This is a genomic window from Bacillus cereus group sp. BfR-BA-01330 (assembly GCF_022663885.1).
GTDB classification, from domain to species: Bacteria; Bacillota; Bacilli; order Bacillales; family Bacillaceae_G; genus Bacillus_A; species Bacillus_A cereus.
In genome coordinates, this window is sequence record NZ_JAKUGK010000002.1 from 170,990 (window position 1) to 185,445 (window position 14,456).

Here is a 14,456-nt window from a genome sequence, read left to right on the forward strand (position 1 = left end):
GTTAGCTTAATAGTTTTAAGCCAACAGCGCCGCATAGAATACAGCTTAAGAAAGCAAGACGACGCCAATCCGCTGATTCTCGGAAAATGAGAATGCCTAGAAGTGCACTTCCAGCAGTTCCGATTCCAGTCCAAATTGCGTAAGCAGTTCCCATCGGTAATGTGTTCATCGCAAGAGATAAGAAGAAGAAGCTTACGCCGAAGTTAGCGATTAAAATAACTTTTGGTGCCCAGCCTTTCTTTTCAGTGGCTACTTTCATAAAGAGTACACCAATAATTTCACAAATACCAGCTAGAATTAAAAATACCCAAGCCATTTTATGCGGCCTCCTTCGCTTCTTTTTCTTCTGTTACTCGTTTTAAACCAATTACTCCGAAGAAGATTAAACCGATTAATAAAACTTTTACGATAGAGAAAGGTTCTCCGAAGATGAAAATCTCTGTAAGAACGATTCCACCAGCTCCGATTCCTGTAAAGACTGCGTATACAGTGCCGACAGGTAAATCTTTATAAGCTCTAAATAATAAGACGAAACTAATTGTAATTAATAGAGCAACACCAGCCCATTCAAGTGGTGCCTCTGCTTTTTTTAGTCCAATCACCCAAAATATTTCAATAATACCAGCGATGATTACATAAATCCATGCCATATGTCATTTCTCCTTCCTACCAGTCGTTAGGTAAAGGGCTTAAAAACGACGCATTGCAAAGGAGCAATCCGTCAGTTTGAAAGTCCGCGCCAAAATACTTTCCAAGAAGCGTCTAAACGTGTCTCAAAACGATTTAAACCTGCGTATAATAGTTCAACCATAAGACCGTCGAGTAAGCATAGAAAAGCCTCTAAGGCGTCTTTTACTTCAATGTTATGCAGCTCATCTTGTTCGCTTGCTCTTTTAAATACAGGGAATAAAAGTTTTCCGACGTTTTCAATGTGTACATTTGCTTTATTAATAATTTGTTCGCGAAATGCATCAGGCGGAAAATAAGAAGTTCGTAACCAAAACATTGATTCTTCACTTTCACCAAATCGTTTTGCATACCCTTTTAATAATTTTAAAAGCAATTCTTCAGTGGACGAATTGGAAAAGCTTTCGATATCGCCTGTGAAGCTCTGCAAATCTTTTTGAAGAGCAGATTCTAAGCATATGAAATATAGCTCTTCTTTTCCTTTAAAGTGTGCGTAAATCGATGGTTTTTTAATCCCAACTTCTTGAGCAATATTTGCCAATGAAGTTCCTTCATAGCCGTAGCGTGCGAAATGAGAAAGTGCTACAGCTTTAATGCGGTTTGCTGTCATTTTCATCCCCTACCTACCGTTCGTTAGGTTCATTATATGAGATGGGAAATATAAAGTCAATAGGTGAAGAGCTGAGAAAGAGCGTTATAAGTAACGCTCTTTTTAGACAGTCTCTCGCTCAATTAAATGGAATGAAAGTTCTTTTGCACTGCCGACAATTTGCTCGCTTTGGATCTGCTTATGGAATAAAGAAAAAGCATGTGAGCCCATTGCGAGACCGGGATGTTCAATTGTGGAAATTTCTAATGCCTTTGAAATTTCATGATTATCAAATCCAAGGATAGCAAGGTCTTCAGGTACTCGAATACCATGTTTTCGAGCCTCTGTTAATAAACCAGCTGCAACTTGATCGTTCGCTGTGAAAATAGCAGTTGGACGATTTTTCATATTTAAAATACGATGGAGTATTTGTGCTCCGTCCTGCATTGTATAGCATTGGTGGAAAATCCATTCAGGATGCAACGTTTTCCCTTCGTTACGAAGTGTATCGGCGAACGCTTTTTCGCGCTCCATGGAATTTACACTTGTTTTTCTTGCTAAACAAATTCCGATTTTTTCATGGCCTCTACTTAGTAAATAGGCAGTACCAAGACGGAAACCTTCATAATGATCTACGTAGATGGATGAAATGAGGGGATGCTTCATTTTTTCACATGAAATAATAGGGGCAAATTTTGCAAAAGGTTCGATTTGTTCCCAAGAGCTCGTTCGGGAGCAAATAATCATCCCATCAAATTGTTTCATTTTCATCATTTCAAGAACACGAATTTCTTCAATGCTATCGTAATTCGTTTGACATAAATTAATATGATACCCAGCTAATAACGCTTCGTTTCCGATTCCTTCAATAATCGTACTGAAGTAGGGGAGGTTAATGAAAGGAAGCATAACGCCAATTGTATATGTTTTCCCTCTTATTAAATGGACAGCATTTATATTTTTTGCGTAGTTTAATTCTTCAACAGCATCTAGAACACGCTTACGCTTTTCTTCTTTTACGTAAGGGTGATTATTCAGGACACGAGAAACAGTTGATATCGATACACCAGCAGTTTTAGCAATTTGTTTTATATTGGCCATATGTATCACCTCTTTCCCTTATTATAAAGGGAAAATAATAAGAAAGAAAAAATCTTGACCTGAAAAGCTTTTCACAAACTATGGTATTAATAAGACTTCTTTTTATTCGCGTAACCTTTTCACTTGGGCGTAAGAATGATAGGGGTCTTTTTTGTTTGCAAAAAGTGTTGTCAAAATGTGTGAGAATAACGTGGAAAGTTTTCAAAGGTGGAGTTTGGTGACAAAGCGAATATGAAGAGAATATCAACGCTTCGTTCGTTAAGAGAGCGATATGAAAGGGCGGAAACAAATTGAAAAAAAGAATCATTTGTTTCGTGTTTTCTAGTTTCGTGCTTAGTTCGTGTTCGTTTCAGCAAACGATGCAAGAAGAAAAACACTTTGTGGGAACAACGGGAGGAGCTATGGATCGTGTTACAGATCCTATTCCGCTAAAGGAACTTCCAAAATATTTTCCGGTGAAGTTTAAAGTTCCAACGTTTTTACCGTACGACATTACAAGTGATGTGAAGGGGGAAGTAAGAACGCTTGGGAAAAAGAGCACTGTCTTAACGATTAAATATAAACAGAAAGAGCCAGGTAGAAATGAGTATATTGAGTTAAATGTCGCGAACTTTCCTTATAGTTTTCCGGATCTTGTGGAAGAGAAGCGATTTCAAGAACAAATGAAACTGAATAATGGAACGTCTGCTTATTTTAAAAATAAAGATGATTATGAACGTGGTGACGAATTTGCTACGCTTATATGGAAAGAGAAAGGAATTGAATATCAACTGCTGTATCGGAATGTAGAAGAGAACGATGAAAAGGTAATCAAGCAGAATTTATTATACATTGCGAATAAGATGAAATGAAAAAACTAGCTGATTTATTCAGCTAGTTTTTTGTATGTTATTATTTCTTTTTAATTTTGCCTGTCCAAGATTTAAATCCACCTTGTAATTGGTAGAAATCTTTGTAGCCTTGTTTTTTTAAGTATTGCGCTGCACGACCTGTACGGAATCCGCTTTGGCAATATAAGTAAACAGGTTGATCTTGACGAAGTTCTTTATGGCGAAGGCGAATTTGTGATAACGGAATGTTACGTGCACCTAAAATATGCCCTGCGTTATATTCGTCTGCTTCACGAATATCGATAAGCTGTGCTTTACGGTAGCCAGCGCGAAATTCTTCTTCTGTAAGAGTTTTAATTAATTTTTTCTGATAGAAGTACATCCATACAGTGTAGCCGATAAATGCTACGATTACGGCTAATAAAATAATCCAAGTTGTTGACACGATTCTATCGCTCCCTTTTTTCTTATCCTACTTTCAATATTATAATGCCCTTATGTATTTATGCAACAGATTCATTTGCATATAAGAAGAAATTTCGTATTCTTTCACAAATTTTGTCGAATTTGGTAGACTAGAGAATGTGAAAAATAATTGGTTATATGAGGTGCAGGATGGGAAAAGAAAAATGGTGTTATATTAACTCTGGTCAATGTTCACCGGCATTTAATATGGCGTTAGATGAATGTTTATTAAATTGGCAAAGTGAAAAGAAAATGCCACCAACAATTCGTTTTTATGAATGGGAAGTACCAACATTAACAGTTGGGTATTTTCAACGTGTTGAAAAAGATATTAATATGGATGTAGTTAACGAAAAGAAATATGGATTCGTTCGTCGTCAAACAGGCGGCAGGGGTGTACTACATGACAAAGAGTTAACGTATAGTGTTATTGTGTCTGAAGATCATCCGAATATGCCGAAAACAGTTACAGAAGCGTATCGTGTTATTTCGCAAGGTTTATTAGATGGTTTTAAGGCATTAGGGCTAGAAGCATATTATGCAGTTCCAAAAACAGAAGCAGATCGTGAAAATTTAAAAAATCCACGTTCCGGCGTATGTTTTGATGCACCATCTTGGTATGAAATTGTAGTGGAAGGACGAAAAATTGCTGGTAGTGCTCAAACGCGTCAAAAAGGTGTTATTCTACAGCATGGATCGATTCCATTAGAAATTGATTTAGATGAACTATATGATCTATTTTTATTCCCAAATGAACGTGTGAAGGAACGCATGAAGAGTATGTTCTCTTCTAAAGCAGTAGCAATTAATGAATTAACAGACCGTACATTTACGATAGAACAGTTAATTAAAGCGTTTGAAGTTGGCTTTGAAAAAGGATTGGATGTAGAACTTGTTCCATATGAATTAACAGAAGAACAGTTACATGAAGTTCAAACGTTAGCGAAAGAAAAGTATGAAAGTAATGAGTGGAATTATAAAAAATAAGAGATGGCAATTGCCATCTCTTATTTTTTTATAGTAAATTAAGTACTTTTTCTACTTTGATTCCTTTATCTTGTAAAGAACGAAGGCGACTTACAACGTCCATAATTTCTTTGTCAAATGTAACGCTAATACCTTGGCTTTGTAGTTCTTCTTTTAAGCTTTCAATAGAATCATCTATGTCGATGCCAAGCTCGTAATCTTGACAAACTTCAATTGTCTTTTTCACGAGTTTAACATAATTTTCTTGTAGTTTTGAATTTGTTTCAGTCAAAGCAGGCTGCTTCGGTTTTGCAGGAGCAACCGGTGCTGTCTCTTGCTTTGTAACTGGAGTAGGGACCGCTTTTTTCACAGGCGCTGGAGTAACTAGTTCTACAGCTGCTTCTACGCTTACTGGCTTCGGTGTCGGTACCGGAGTAGGCTTAGGTGCCATAGCAGGTGTTTCCACACGCGTAACAGGCTTAGGAGCAGGCGTAATTGCTTTTGGAGCTTCTACAACTACTTCCTTTTTCGGTGCTGCTTCTACCTGTGTTTCTTCTTGCTCGGCAGCTTCTTTATTTTCTTTACTCCACATAACGCGTTCAATTTCTAGAGAAACATTGTTTTTGTTCATCGCTGTTAATGTAACTTTACCAACTTCAGCGTTTCCAGTGAAATCAACAATTTTATAAATAACACTCTTGTTCCAATCCACGTTTCCGCTCAAAAATAATTCTTCGTTACATTTCGGCGTTAAGCCCTCGATTTTAATTTCTGCGTTTACACCGTTTTCACTATATACCATAATTAGCGAAGCATTTACATCTTCGTCTGCTAACATTAGTTCACGTACCATTTTGCCGGTGCGTACTTGCGTTTTCTTCTTAACTGACATCTAATTTCTCCTCTCAAAAATTCAGTAATAATAAAAAAATCGTATAACGAAAAATAATTGCTCACGAAGATTTATGATACCGATAATAAAAGCATCACGTCAACAATTAACTTTAATTATTTTGCATTTTTCTTATTTTCTTTATGAAATTTTTCAATTTGTAAAATTAGACAGAAGAAAAAACAGCCTTTTGAAGGGCTGTTAAAAATTTGATTTTTTATATAGTAATTTATATAAAATAAAAAATAAGATAGCAATTAAAGCATTTTGCCAAAAGTTTAGATGATAAATGAGATAAGGTTGCTTTTGGAAATAAATATTTAAGAATACAGCGGAACAAAATGGAGTAGCAAATGCGAATCCAAATAGAATTCTTCTTTTCCAATTCATTTTCTGATTAAAGGAGTAACGCTTTAATAAATATAAAATAAATAGTATACCTAGTATAATTATTGAAACAGACAAAGTAGTTCCAAGGATGCTAAAAGGCGGACTTGATAATGTATTGTTTTTTTCAAAGAAAAACATAAAAAATGAAATAATTGCATTTATGCCAAACTGTATAGCAAGAAGTAAGCTAATAGAAAATCCAATTAAAGAGGCTTTTTCTAACTTTGTTTGAGTTGGTAAAGCTGATATAAGTTCATCGCAATAAGATTGTAAATTATCTCCAAAGATGCCATAAGCGTTTTTATTTTCTGCTTGTGCTTCGATGAGGTGATCTAATATTTCTAGTAACAGTTCTTCCATTTGTTGCTCTGGCACGTTAGATAAACGAAGATAAACTAACATATCGCTATAAGCAACTTCATTTTCAGGTGTTAGAAGCTCACGTTTTTTATTATTCAATTCAATCATGTCTTGTGCATTCATCCCTATCACTCCCCCTGTAATAAGTTATTTACCGTAGTTGAAACCATTCCCCAGTTTTGTTTAAATTCTTCAAGCTGCTCTAATCCTTTATTGGTTACGTGATAATATTTTCGTTTTGGACCGAGTGAGGAGGCTTTTAATGTTCCTTCAATCAATTTTTCTTTTTGCATACGTAACAATAACGGATATATGCTTCCTTCGCTTACGAATGTAAATCCGTGTTTATTTAATTTTGTGCTCAGTTCATATCCGTACACTTCTTCTTGTGAAATGATGTATAGGATGCAACCTTCTAGTACACCTTTTAACATTTGGCTGTGCATGATTTCACCACCTTTTACTCAGGTAACTTGCGTTGCAAGGTAGCTGTTATCCAAATTATAACATTCAGTAACTTGCAACGCAAGTTACTGAAGTGGAAAACTTTAATGCGTGTTAATTTTTCAACGTTTCCCATACTAACGAGAGGGAGGGAAGCACATGAAACCATTTATGCCAAAACTCGTTTACTTTGAACCAAAGGCACTTGAATATCCGCTTGGAAAAGAGCTTTATGAGAAGTTTACGAAGATGGGATTAGAAATTCGTGAAACGACATCACATAATCAAATTAGAAATTTGCCAGGAGAAAATGATTTGCAAAAGTATCGTAATGCAAAGGCTACACTTGTCGTTGGAGTAAGGAAGACGCTAAAGTTTGATACGTCAAAACCGTCAGCTGAATATGCAATTCCGCTCGCAACAGGGTGTATGGGACATTGTCATTATTGCTATTTGCAAACAACACTTGGGAGTAAGCCTTACGTTCGTGTGTATGTCAATCTTGATGAAATATTTGAGAAGGCAAAGCAATATATGGATGAAAGGGCACCTGAAATAACAAGATTTGAAGCAGCGTGTACATCAGACATTGTTGGGATTGATCATTTAACACATGCATTAAAGCGGGCGATTGAATTCATTGGAGAAAGTGAATATGGGCGCTTACGTTTCGTCACGAAATATTCGCACGTTGATCATTTATTAGATGCAAAGCATAATGGGAAAACTCGTTTCAGGTTTAGTATAAATTCACGATATGTAATTAAAAATTTTGAACCAGGGACATCGCCATTTGAGGAGCGAATTGAGGCGGCACGTAAAGTAGCAGGTGCAGGTTATCCACTTGGTTTTATAGTCGCGCCACTTTATATGCATGAAGGATGGGAAGAAGGATATCGTGAACTATTTGAGCGACTGTACAATGCGCTGAAAGATATGACGATACCAAATTTAACGTTTGAATTAATTCAGCATCGTTTTACGAAACCAGCGAAAAAGGTTATTCAAGAGCGTTATCCAAATACGAAGCTTGAAATGGATGAAGAGAAGCGGAAGTATAAATGGGGACGATATGGCATCGGAAAATATGTATATAAAAAGGATGATGCAGCAGTATTGGAAGAAACGATAAGAGGTTATATAAATGAATTTTTTCCTAATGCAGAAATACAATATTTTACTTAAGGGGGGTCTGTATGCAAATACAGATTCTTTTTTGTTTTATATATTTAGGCTCGTTTTCAACTTGTCACGTTATTCTTTCTGGTGTATCATTTTATTGATTGCTTCGTACGGAATAAGCAAAATGAACTTGGATGGAGGAAACCGATGCCTACCCCTAGTATGGAAGATTATATTGAACAAATTTATTTGTTGATTGATGAAAAGGGTTACGCCCGCGTATCTGATATTGCTGAAGCGCTTAGTGTACATCCATCCTCTGTAACAAAAATGGTGCAAAAATTAGACAAAGATGAATATCTAATTTATGAAAAATATAGAGGGCTTGTATTAACAACAAAAGGTAAAAAAATCGGAGAACGTCTCGTATATCGTCATGACTTGCTAGAGCAATTTATGCGTATTATCGGTGTGGATGAAAGTAAAATTTACAATGATGTAGAAGGAATTGAACATCATTTAAGTTGGGAAGCGATTGATCGCATTGGTGATTTAGTGCAATACTTTGAACAAGATGCAGTCCGAGTGGAAACACTTCGCGGTGTTCAAAGAGCAAATGAAGAGAAAAGTAATTAAGGGGAACGTATGGCGTTTCCTTTTTTATTTCAATTCGAAAAGGATGGGAGAATTATGAAAGCAATTATTTTTGATTTTGATGGATTAATTGTGGACACAGAAACGATATGGTTTCACTCTTTCAGAGATGCTGTTCGTGAATACGGCGGGGAACTACCTTTAGAGGAATTTGCGAAATGCATTGGAACAACAGATGAGGTACTTTATACATATTTAAATGATCAATTAAAAGAGAAGTTTAACAAAAGTGTATTAAAAGAAAAAGTGGCAACTTTACATAAAGAGAAAATGAGAATACCAGAAGCTCGTGACGGGGTAAAAGAATATTTAGAAGAAGCGAAAGGAATGGGATTAAAAATTGCACTAGCTTCTAGTTCTTCTAGAGAATGGGTTATTCATTTTTTAGAAGAGCTACAAATTCGAGAATATTTTGAAGTAATTAAAACGAGAGAAGATGTTGAGAAGGTAAAACCAGATCCAGCTCTTTATCGAGTTGCAATAGAAGAATTAGGAATTAAGCCATCTGAAGCTGTTGTATTTGAAGACTCATTAAATGGATTGAGAGCAGCAGTTGCAGCGGGATTAACGTGCGTTGTGGTACCTAATGATGTGACACGGAATTTACCGTTTGAAAATCATCATCTTCGAATTGAAAGTATGAGAGAGAAAAGTTTAAAAGAAGTGCTTCAAAGTATAAAAAAAGACCGTATTTCCTAAAAGGAAGCACGGTCTTTCTTTTTGCTTTTTTTGCCTTCAATGACAGTTAAATGAGACTGTTTTCTTTTTCGTTTCAAAGTGGAAGAATTCCCTTTTTTACTTTTGTCATTAGAAGTATTTGACTTAAAGAAAGAATTGCCTAGGGGTGCTACATTTTGTTTCCCATGTTTGCGGTTCGATTGTTTTGCCGCACGCTTATATGAGCTTTGCGAATTTGCGGAACCACTGGAATTTGTAAACATCTTGTATAGCAAGTAAAAGATACCCACAACAAGTAACATGTACCCGATATTTCTTAATACACCCATGGGATTTGTAATAACAGATGAAACAAGGCCGAATATTGCCAATCCGATAATAAGCACAAATATAGCGAAAGTAAACGAACGACCGTTCATAAGGGACACCTCCTAAAAACATATATTGAAATTAGTATATTAACGATGAGGAAAGGAGTTGAACACCATTTTTAAATAATTATTGTTTGTTCTCTAAACGTAATAATTCTTCAAACGATGCAATTGCTACTTCCACTTGATCATCTGTTGGTTCTTTCGTTGTTAATAGTTGTAGCCATAATCCAGGATATCCAAGTACGCGTAATACGGGAATATCTCGTAATCGATTTGTAAATTGCAATACTTCAAAAGAAATACCAAGTACAACTGGAATTAATAAAATTCTGTTTATAACTCGTGCCCAAAGAGGATCTGTAGGGACTAGGAAATAAACGAACATTCCAATAATGACTGTAAATATAATAAAGCTACTGCCGCATCTATAATGGAGACGAGTTTGCTTTTGAACGTTTTCTACAGTCAGAGGAAGGTTATTCTCGTAAGCATTGATTACCTTATGCTCTGCACCGTGATACTGAAATACCCGCTTAATAAGTGGGGTTAAAGAAATAAAGTATATATAGCTCAATAATAGCATGAGCTTAATGACACTTTCGACAATGATTTGCCCAGTATGAGATGGGAAAATCGGTCTCGTTAATTCAGCTAATAGTGCAGGAACTGCTGTGAAAATGACTTTACCGAATATAAAAGATAAAACGCCAACAGCTGCAACTCCTAATACCATCGTTAATTTTGATTGTTCTTCTTTTTTATTTGCAATTTGTTCATCATCTTCTGGGTGGACGTCAAATCGTTCTGAAGCGAAGTTTAAATGCTTTGCTCCATTCGCACTTGCATCCACAATAGCGGCAATCCCTCGTAAAAATGGAATTTTTTTTAGGGTAGATAGTACTTTATTACGAACGCGTGGTAATCGATAAAATTCAATCGATTTATCTTTACGACGAACCGCTGTAACAGTATATTCTCTACCGCCAAACATAACTCCTTCTATGACCGCTTGCCCGCCATATATTTGTTTTGACTCTTCTGCCATGTTAACACCAACCTGTATTTGTTTCTCTCTTATGTAGAAAAAGAGGCAATTGTCATACTGGGTTCTGTCGTTTTGAAATAAGACAATCACCGAGTTTCCTTTATTTTATCGGCAAATACAAGTAGATGACAAGGGAAAATGTTATGAGAGTCGGACATTTCTTATTCTTTTTATAGACAAATTTCGCAGGATTTAAACATGCTTCAAAATAGTTTCGGGCATACTATTGAGCGGAGGTGTCGATGTGAGTCAAGAACAATTAGGAACAAGGAATTTTGTGCAGATTGGTTTGTTTGGTGGAATCTTTTGGGGCGGGATCTGGTATTTCCTTCATATATTTTCATTCACGGAGGCGGGACCGAATTATTTCCTTTTACCATTTGCGTTTGGAAGTTGGAAAGAGGGGGTATGGGGCAATGTGTTCGGAATAGTGTGTATGGGACTTCTTTCAATTTTGATCGCCTTTTTGTATAAAGCATTTTTTGCGAAGTTTGAAGGGATTATAGCGGGAATTATTTATGGGCTATTTTGGTGGGCACTACTGTTTTTGGGGATGGGTTTAGTGGCTCCTGTTATTAAAAGTGCGCTCCATTTACCAAAAGAGACAATTGTGACGACAATATGTATTTTTATATTGTATGGTGTGTTTATAGCATATTCTGTTTCTTACGCAGTAAATAGCAATAAAGCAGAACAAGAAGGGCAAGAGAAGACGAACTATTCAAATAAGTAACTCCTATGTTAAAATATTGTATAGATATTTAATATTAAGGAGTTTTAAGAATATGAAAAAGTTACTCCTCGTAAACGGTCCTAACCTAAATCGCCTCGGTGTTCGTGAGGTAAATGTATATGGAAAGGGCACGCTAGCGACACTTGAAGCAGATATGAAGCAAGAAGCAGAAACAATGGGAGTGGAGTTAGAATGTTTCCAATCGAATCATGAAGGTGCCATTATCGACATTATTCATGAAGCGGAAGATATATATGAAGGGATCATTTTAAATCCGGGAGCATTTACGCATTATAGCTATGCGATTCGTGATGCCATTGCGAGCATTTCGATTCCTGTTATTGAAGTACATATTTCTAACATTCATCAGCGTGAATCGTTCCGTCATGAATCTGTGACGGCAGCTGTTTGTGCAGGTCAAATTGTAGGATTTGGTTTTTATGGCTATAAGTTAGCATTATTTGCATTAATGGAGAAATTGAGGGAGGCATAAAGTAATGGAGAAAATTGAAAGATTACGAAGTGCATTTGATGAGGCTGGCATTGACGGTATTTTGTTAACAAATGAACATAGTCGTAGATATATGGCTAACTTCACAGGAACAGCAGGCGTTGTTCTTATTTCAAAAGATCGTGCTCAATTTATTACAGATTTCCGTTACGTCGAGCAGGCAAGTAAACAAGCGGTTGGATATGAGGTTGTACAGCACGCAGGATTGATCATTGATGAAGTGGCAAAGCAAGTGAAAGAGCTTGGAATTCAAAAACTTGGTTTTGAGCAAGATACTCTTACATATAGTTCTTATTCAGTGCATAAGGAAGCGATTGATGCTGAATTTATCCCGACTTCTGGACTTGTAGAAAAGTTACGCTTGATAAAGACTGATTCAGAGATTAAGATATTAAAGGAAGCTGCACAGATTGCAGATGCTGCCTTTGAGCATATTCTATCATTCATTCGCCCGGGAGTATCTGAAATTGAAGTGTCAAATGAACTTGAATTTTTCATGAGAAAACAAGGAGCAACATCTTCTTCGTTTGATATTATCGTTGCTTCAGGTCTTCGTTCGGCATTACCGCACGGCGTGGCATCTGAAAAAGTGATAGAAACAGGAGATTTCGTTACATTAGACTTCGGCGCTTATTACAAAGGATATTGTTCTGATATTACTCGTACGATTGCAGTCGGTGAACCATCTGATAAATTAAAAGAAATTTATAATATCGTTTTAGAAGCACAACTACGTGGTGTGAACGGTATTAAAGCTGGTTTAACAGGTCGCGAGGCTGATGCGCTAACGCGTGACTACATAACGGAAAAAGGATATGGTGAATACTTTGGACACTCTACTGGTCATGGAATAGGTCTTGAAATCCATGAAGCACCAGGTTTAGCGTTCCGTTCTGATACAGTACTTGAACCAGGTATGGCTGTAACAGTAGAGCCAGGTATTTATATTCCAGGTATTGGCGGCGTACGTATTGAAGATGATATCATTGTGACAAGTGAAGGTAATGAAGTAATTACGAAATCACCAAAAGAACTTATTATTTTGTAATACACAGGAGGATTTTTTTACATGATTTCAGTAAACGATTTTCGTACAGGTTTAACAATTTCAGTGGACAATGCCCTTTGGCAAGTACTTGATTTCCAACACGTAAAGCCAGGTAAAGGTGCTGCATTCGTTCGTTCTAAACTACGTAATCTTCGCACAGGTTCTGTTCAAGAGAAAACATTCCGTGCAGGTGAGAAAGTAGAAAAAGCACACATCGAAAACCGTCGTATGCAATACTTATACGCAAGCGGTGAGGCTCACGTATTTATGGATAACGGAACTTATGAGCAAATCGAACTTGGTGAAAAACAAATCGAGCGCGAGCTTAAATTCCTAAAAGAAAACATGGAAGTAGCAATTATGACTTACCAAGGCGAAGTACTTGGTGTTGAACTTCCAAACACAGTTGAATTACAAGTTACAGAAACAGAGCCTGGTATTAAAGGTGATACTGCTTCTAACGTAACAAAACCAGCTACATTAGAAACTGGTCTTGTTGTACAAGTACCAATCTTCATTAACGAAGGCGAAATGCTTATCATCAACACTGGTGAAGGTAAATACGTTTCTCGTGCATAGTAAAAAAACACTCGTGATAATTCACGAGTGTTTTTTTTATAGGAAATAGGGTAGATAGTAAATAGCTGTTACTATAAAACTGACTAAAACAAGTGAAAGAGTACCCATAATAGATGGAGTCAAAACAATTTGAAATGGTTTTATTTCGCCAGTCTCAACGCCAGTTAATGTTTTGCTTATTGCGTGATCTGTAATGTTATTTCTATGGTTACTCATAATAATTAACCACATAATTGCAAATATTGCTAAACTACCAAGGAAAAAGGTCTCTATAAATGACCAACCGACTAATAATGAAAAAAGATAAATAAGAGCTAATTCTACTACAACGGTTAAACTAATTTTCAATGCCTTCATATTTTTCCTCCTCATTCTGTAATTTCAACCAGTTTAAAAAATTTTCACGTGACACGACATGCAGAGAGCAAGGTGACCTTACTTCTTTCTCTAGTGCAGCGTGTTCGTCTGGAAACTTGTTTTCCACATGCAATGAAATATAGGGTAGTTTTTCTTGTGCTTTTAGTGAGCGGATATTATTCGTTTTAGCACCAGCAAATACGTAGGAAAGTTGTAAGTCTAAAAAGGCGATTTTAAAGATTTCTTTTTTAGCAGCCTCGTTATAGCCTTTTCCCCAGTATGGATAGCCAATCCAACTACCAATGTGAGATTGCTTTTTTTCATTATTAATATGTTTAAGTGTGGTGAGGCCAATTATTTCATTTTCTTCATTCACAATCATTCTCGATAAGGATTTCTTTTGACGCTCTTCTTCTATTGCGAAAAGAAGAAATGTTTTCATGTCTTCGATGTTTTCTACCGTTATCCCCAATGCATTTTTTATATGTGGATCACTTGATAGCTCGAAAATCACATTTGTATAGCATAAATCTAGTGGTAATAAAGTGACGTGCTGCATGGTTTAAACCCCTTTCAAATTAAATATACCATAATATACCATAAAATAATATGAATATTCAGATTCTAATTC

General features: G+C 36.2%; 21 protein-coding genes. 9 read left to right on the forward strand and 12 right to left on the reverse strand.

The window, feature by feature from the left end; translation table 11 throughout:
* Position 1 precedes the first annotated feature (1 nt).
* The 4 genes from MR112_RS06655 to MR112_RS06670 all read right to left on the reverse strand — a co-directional run bounded on the left by MR112_RS06655 (position 2) and on the right by MR112_RS06670 (position 2,377).
* Positions 2 to 316 carry a DMT family transporter gene (locus tag MR112_RS06655; RefSeq protein WP_000312623.1) on the reverse strand — a complete coding sequence of 105 codons (315 nt, stop codon included), beginning with the start codon at positions 314 to 316 and terminating at the stop codon, positions 2 to 4.
* A 1-nt stretch (position 317) separates the two neighbouring features.
* Positions 318 to 650: a DMT family transporter gene (locus MR112_RS06660; protein ID WP_000312339.1), complete on the reverse strand. Its 333-nt coding sequence runs from the start codon at positions 648 to 650 to the stop codon at positions 318 to 320.
* A gap of 71 nt (positions 651 to 721) precedes the next feature.
* Positions 722 to 1,303, reverse strand: coding sequence for a TetR/AcrR family transcriptional regulator (locus MR112_RS06665; RefSeq protein ID WP_002005730.1), 582 nt, complete (start codon positions 1,301 to 1,303; stop codon positions 722 to 724).
* Between the two features lie 96 nt (positions 1,304 to 1,399).
* Positions 1,400 to 2,377: a LacI family DNA-binding transcriptional regulator gene (locus tag MR112_RS06670; protein WP_001273985.1), complete on the reverse strand. Its 978-nt coding sequence runs from the start codon at positions 2,375 to 2,377 to the stop codon at positions 1,400 to 1,402.
* Positions 2,378 to 2,691: 314 nt separating this feature from the next.
* Here MR112_RS06670 and MR112_RS06675 point away from each other — a divergent pair, with 314 nt between their 5' ends.
* Entirely contained in the window at positions 2,692 to 3,228 is a 537-nt protein-coding gene (locus tag MR112_RS06675) for a hypothetical protein (protein ID WP_033691120.1), read from the forward strand.
* A 40-nt stretch (positions 3,229 to 3,268) separates the two neighbouring features.
* Here the strand turns inward: MR112_RS06675 and MR112_RS06680 are convergent, their stop codons facing one another.
* Positions 3,269 to 3,652 (reverse strand): rhodanese-like domain-containing protein, encoded by a 384-nt coding sequence (locus MR112_RS06680; RefSeq protein ID WP_000108653.1) that lies wholly within the window; start codon positions 3,650 to 3,652, stop codon positions 3,269 to 3,271.
* A gap of 170 nt (positions 3,653 to 3,822) precedes the next feature.
* On the opposite strand from MR112_RS06680, the gene MR112_RS06685 reads away from it, so the two are divergent.
* Positions 3,823 to 4,659, forward strand: a complete 837-nt coding sequence (locus MR112_RS06685) for a lipoate--protein ligase family protein (protein ID WP_000514081.1) — start codon at positions 3,823 to 3,825, stop codon at positions 4,657 to 4,659.
* Between the two features lie 28 nt (positions 4,660 to 4,687).
* Here the strand turns inward: MR112_RS06685 and MR112_RS06690 are convergent, their stop codons facing one another.
* From MR112_RS06690 to MR112_RS06700, 3 genes are all read right to left on the reverse strand, one after another.
* Positions 4,688 to 5,530, reverse strand: coding sequence for a hypothetical protein (locus tag MR112_RS06690; RefSeq protein WP_000111900.1), 843 nt, complete (start codon positions 5,528 to 5,530; stop codon positions 4,688 to 4,690).
* A 201-nt stretch (positions 5,531 to 5,731) separates the two neighbouring features.
* Positions 5,732 to 6,403 (reverse strand): DUF1129 family protein, encoded by a 672-nt coding sequence (locus tag MR112_RS06695; protein ID WP_048538413.1) that lies wholly within the window; start codon positions 6,401 to 6,403, stop codon positions 5,732 to 5,734.
* Between the two features lie 5 nt (positions 6,404 to 6,408).
* A complete protein-coding gene (locus MR112_RS06700) occupies positions 6,409 to 6,726 on the reverse strand; it encodes a PadR family transcriptional regulator (protein ID WP_242244870.1) in 318 nt (105 codons plus the stop codon).
* Between the two features lie 157 nt (positions 6,727 to 6,883).
* On the opposite strand from MR112_RS06700, the gene splB reads away from it, so the two are divergent.
* The 3 genes from splB (at position 6,884) to MR112_RS06715 (ending at position 9,199) form a co-directional block, all read left to right on the forward strand.
* Complete coding sequence (gene splB / locus MR112_RS06705) at positions 6,884 to 7,909, forward strand: spore photoproduct lyase (protein ID WP_000802107.1); 1,026 nt, start codon at positions 6,884 to 6,886, stop codon at positions 7,907 to 7,909.
* Positions 7,910 to 8,053: 144 nt separating this feature from the next.
* On the forward strand, positions 8,054 to 8,482 hold the full coding sequence (gene mntR / locus MR112_RS06710) for a transcriptional regulator MntR (RefSeq protein WP_001143084.1): 429 nt from the start codon (positions 8,054 to 8,056) through the stop codon (positions 8,480 to 8,482).
* Between the two features lie 54 nt (positions 8,483 to 8,536).
* Positions 8,537 to 9,199, forward strand: a complete 663-nt coding sequence (locus tag MR112_RS06715) for an HAD family hydrolase (protein ID WP_048538414.1) — start codon at positions 8,537 to 8,539, stop codon at positions 9,197 to 9,199.
* On the opposite strand, the gene MR112_RS06720 is transcribed toward MR112_RS06715, so the two are convergent.
* Complete coding sequence (locus MR112_RS06720; protein WP_001014463.1) at positions 9,196 to 9,597, reverse strand: SA1362 family protein; 402 nt, start codon at positions 9,595 to 9,597, stop codon at positions 9,196 to 9,198. The two genes, MR112_RS06715 and MR112_RS06720, sit on opposite strands and share 4 nt — an antisense overlap.
* A gap of 79 nt (positions 9,598 to 9,676) precedes the next feature.
* Positions 9,677 to 10,597 (reverse strand): DUF1385 domain-containing protein, encoded by a 921-nt coding sequence (locus tag MR112_RS06725; protein ID WP_000807121.1) that lies wholly within the window; start codon positions 10,595 to 10,597, stop codon positions 9,677 to 9,679.
* Between the two features lie 244 nt (positions 10,598 to 10,841).
* On the opposite strand from MR112_RS06725, the gene MR112_RS06730 reads away from it, so the two are divergent.
* Genes MR112_RS06730 through efp form a run of 4 tightly spaced genes read left to right on the forward strand, consistent with a single transcriptional unit; the run spans position 10,842 to position 13,468 of the window.
* Positions 10,842 to 11,330 carry a YqhR family membrane protein gene (locus tag MR112_RS06730; RefSeq protein ID WP_134207623.1) on the forward strand — a complete coding sequence of 163 codons (489 nt, stop codon included), beginning with the start codon at positions 10,842 to 10,844 and terminating at the stop codon, positions 11,328 to 11,330.
* Positions 11,331 to 11,382: 52 nt separating this feature from the next.
* The gene (aroQ, locus tag MR112_RS06735) at positions 11,383 to 11,823 is read left to right on the forward strand and encodes a type II 3-dehydroquinate dehydratase (protein WP_000735140.1); all 441 of its coding nucleotides are present in this window, start codon (positions 11,383 to 11,385) and stop codon (positions 11,821 to 11,823) included.
* Positions 11,824 to 11,827: 4 nt separating this feature from the next.
* Positions 11,828 to 12,889, forward strand: coding sequence for a Xaa-Pro dipeptidase (gene pepQ / locus MR112_RS06740; protein WP_000411040.1), 1,062 nt, complete (start codon positions 11,828 to 11,830; stop codon positions 12,887 to 12,889).
* Positions 12,890 to 12,910: 21 nt separating this feature from the next.
* A complete protein-coding gene (efp, locus tag MR112_RS06745; protein WP_000626516.1) occupies positions 12,911 to 13,468 on the forward strand; it encodes an elongation factor P in 558 nt (185 codons plus the stop codon).
* 36 nt (positions 13,469 to 13,504) lie between these two features.
* Here the strand turns inward: efp and MR112_RS06750 are convergent, their stop codons facing one another.
* Both MR112_RS06750 and MR112_RS06755 read right to left on the reverse strand, forming a co-directional pair.
* Positions 13,505 to 13,825 carry a hypothetical protein gene (locus tag MR112_RS06750; RefSeq protein ID WP_000645572.1) on the reverse strand — a complete coding sequence of 107 codons (321 nt, stop codon included), beginning with the start codon at positions 13,823 to 13,825 and terminating at the stop codon, positions 13,505 to 13,507.
* Positions 13,806 to 14,384, reverse strand: coding sequence for a GNAT family N-acetyltransferase (locus MR112_RS06755; RefSeq protein ID WP_242244871.1), 579 nt, complete (start codon positions 14,382 to 14,384; stop codon positions 13,806 to 13,808). Before MR112_RS06755 ends, MR112_RS06750 begins: the two co-directional genes overlap by 20 nt.
* Positions 14,385 to 14,456 lie beyond the last annotated feature (72 nt).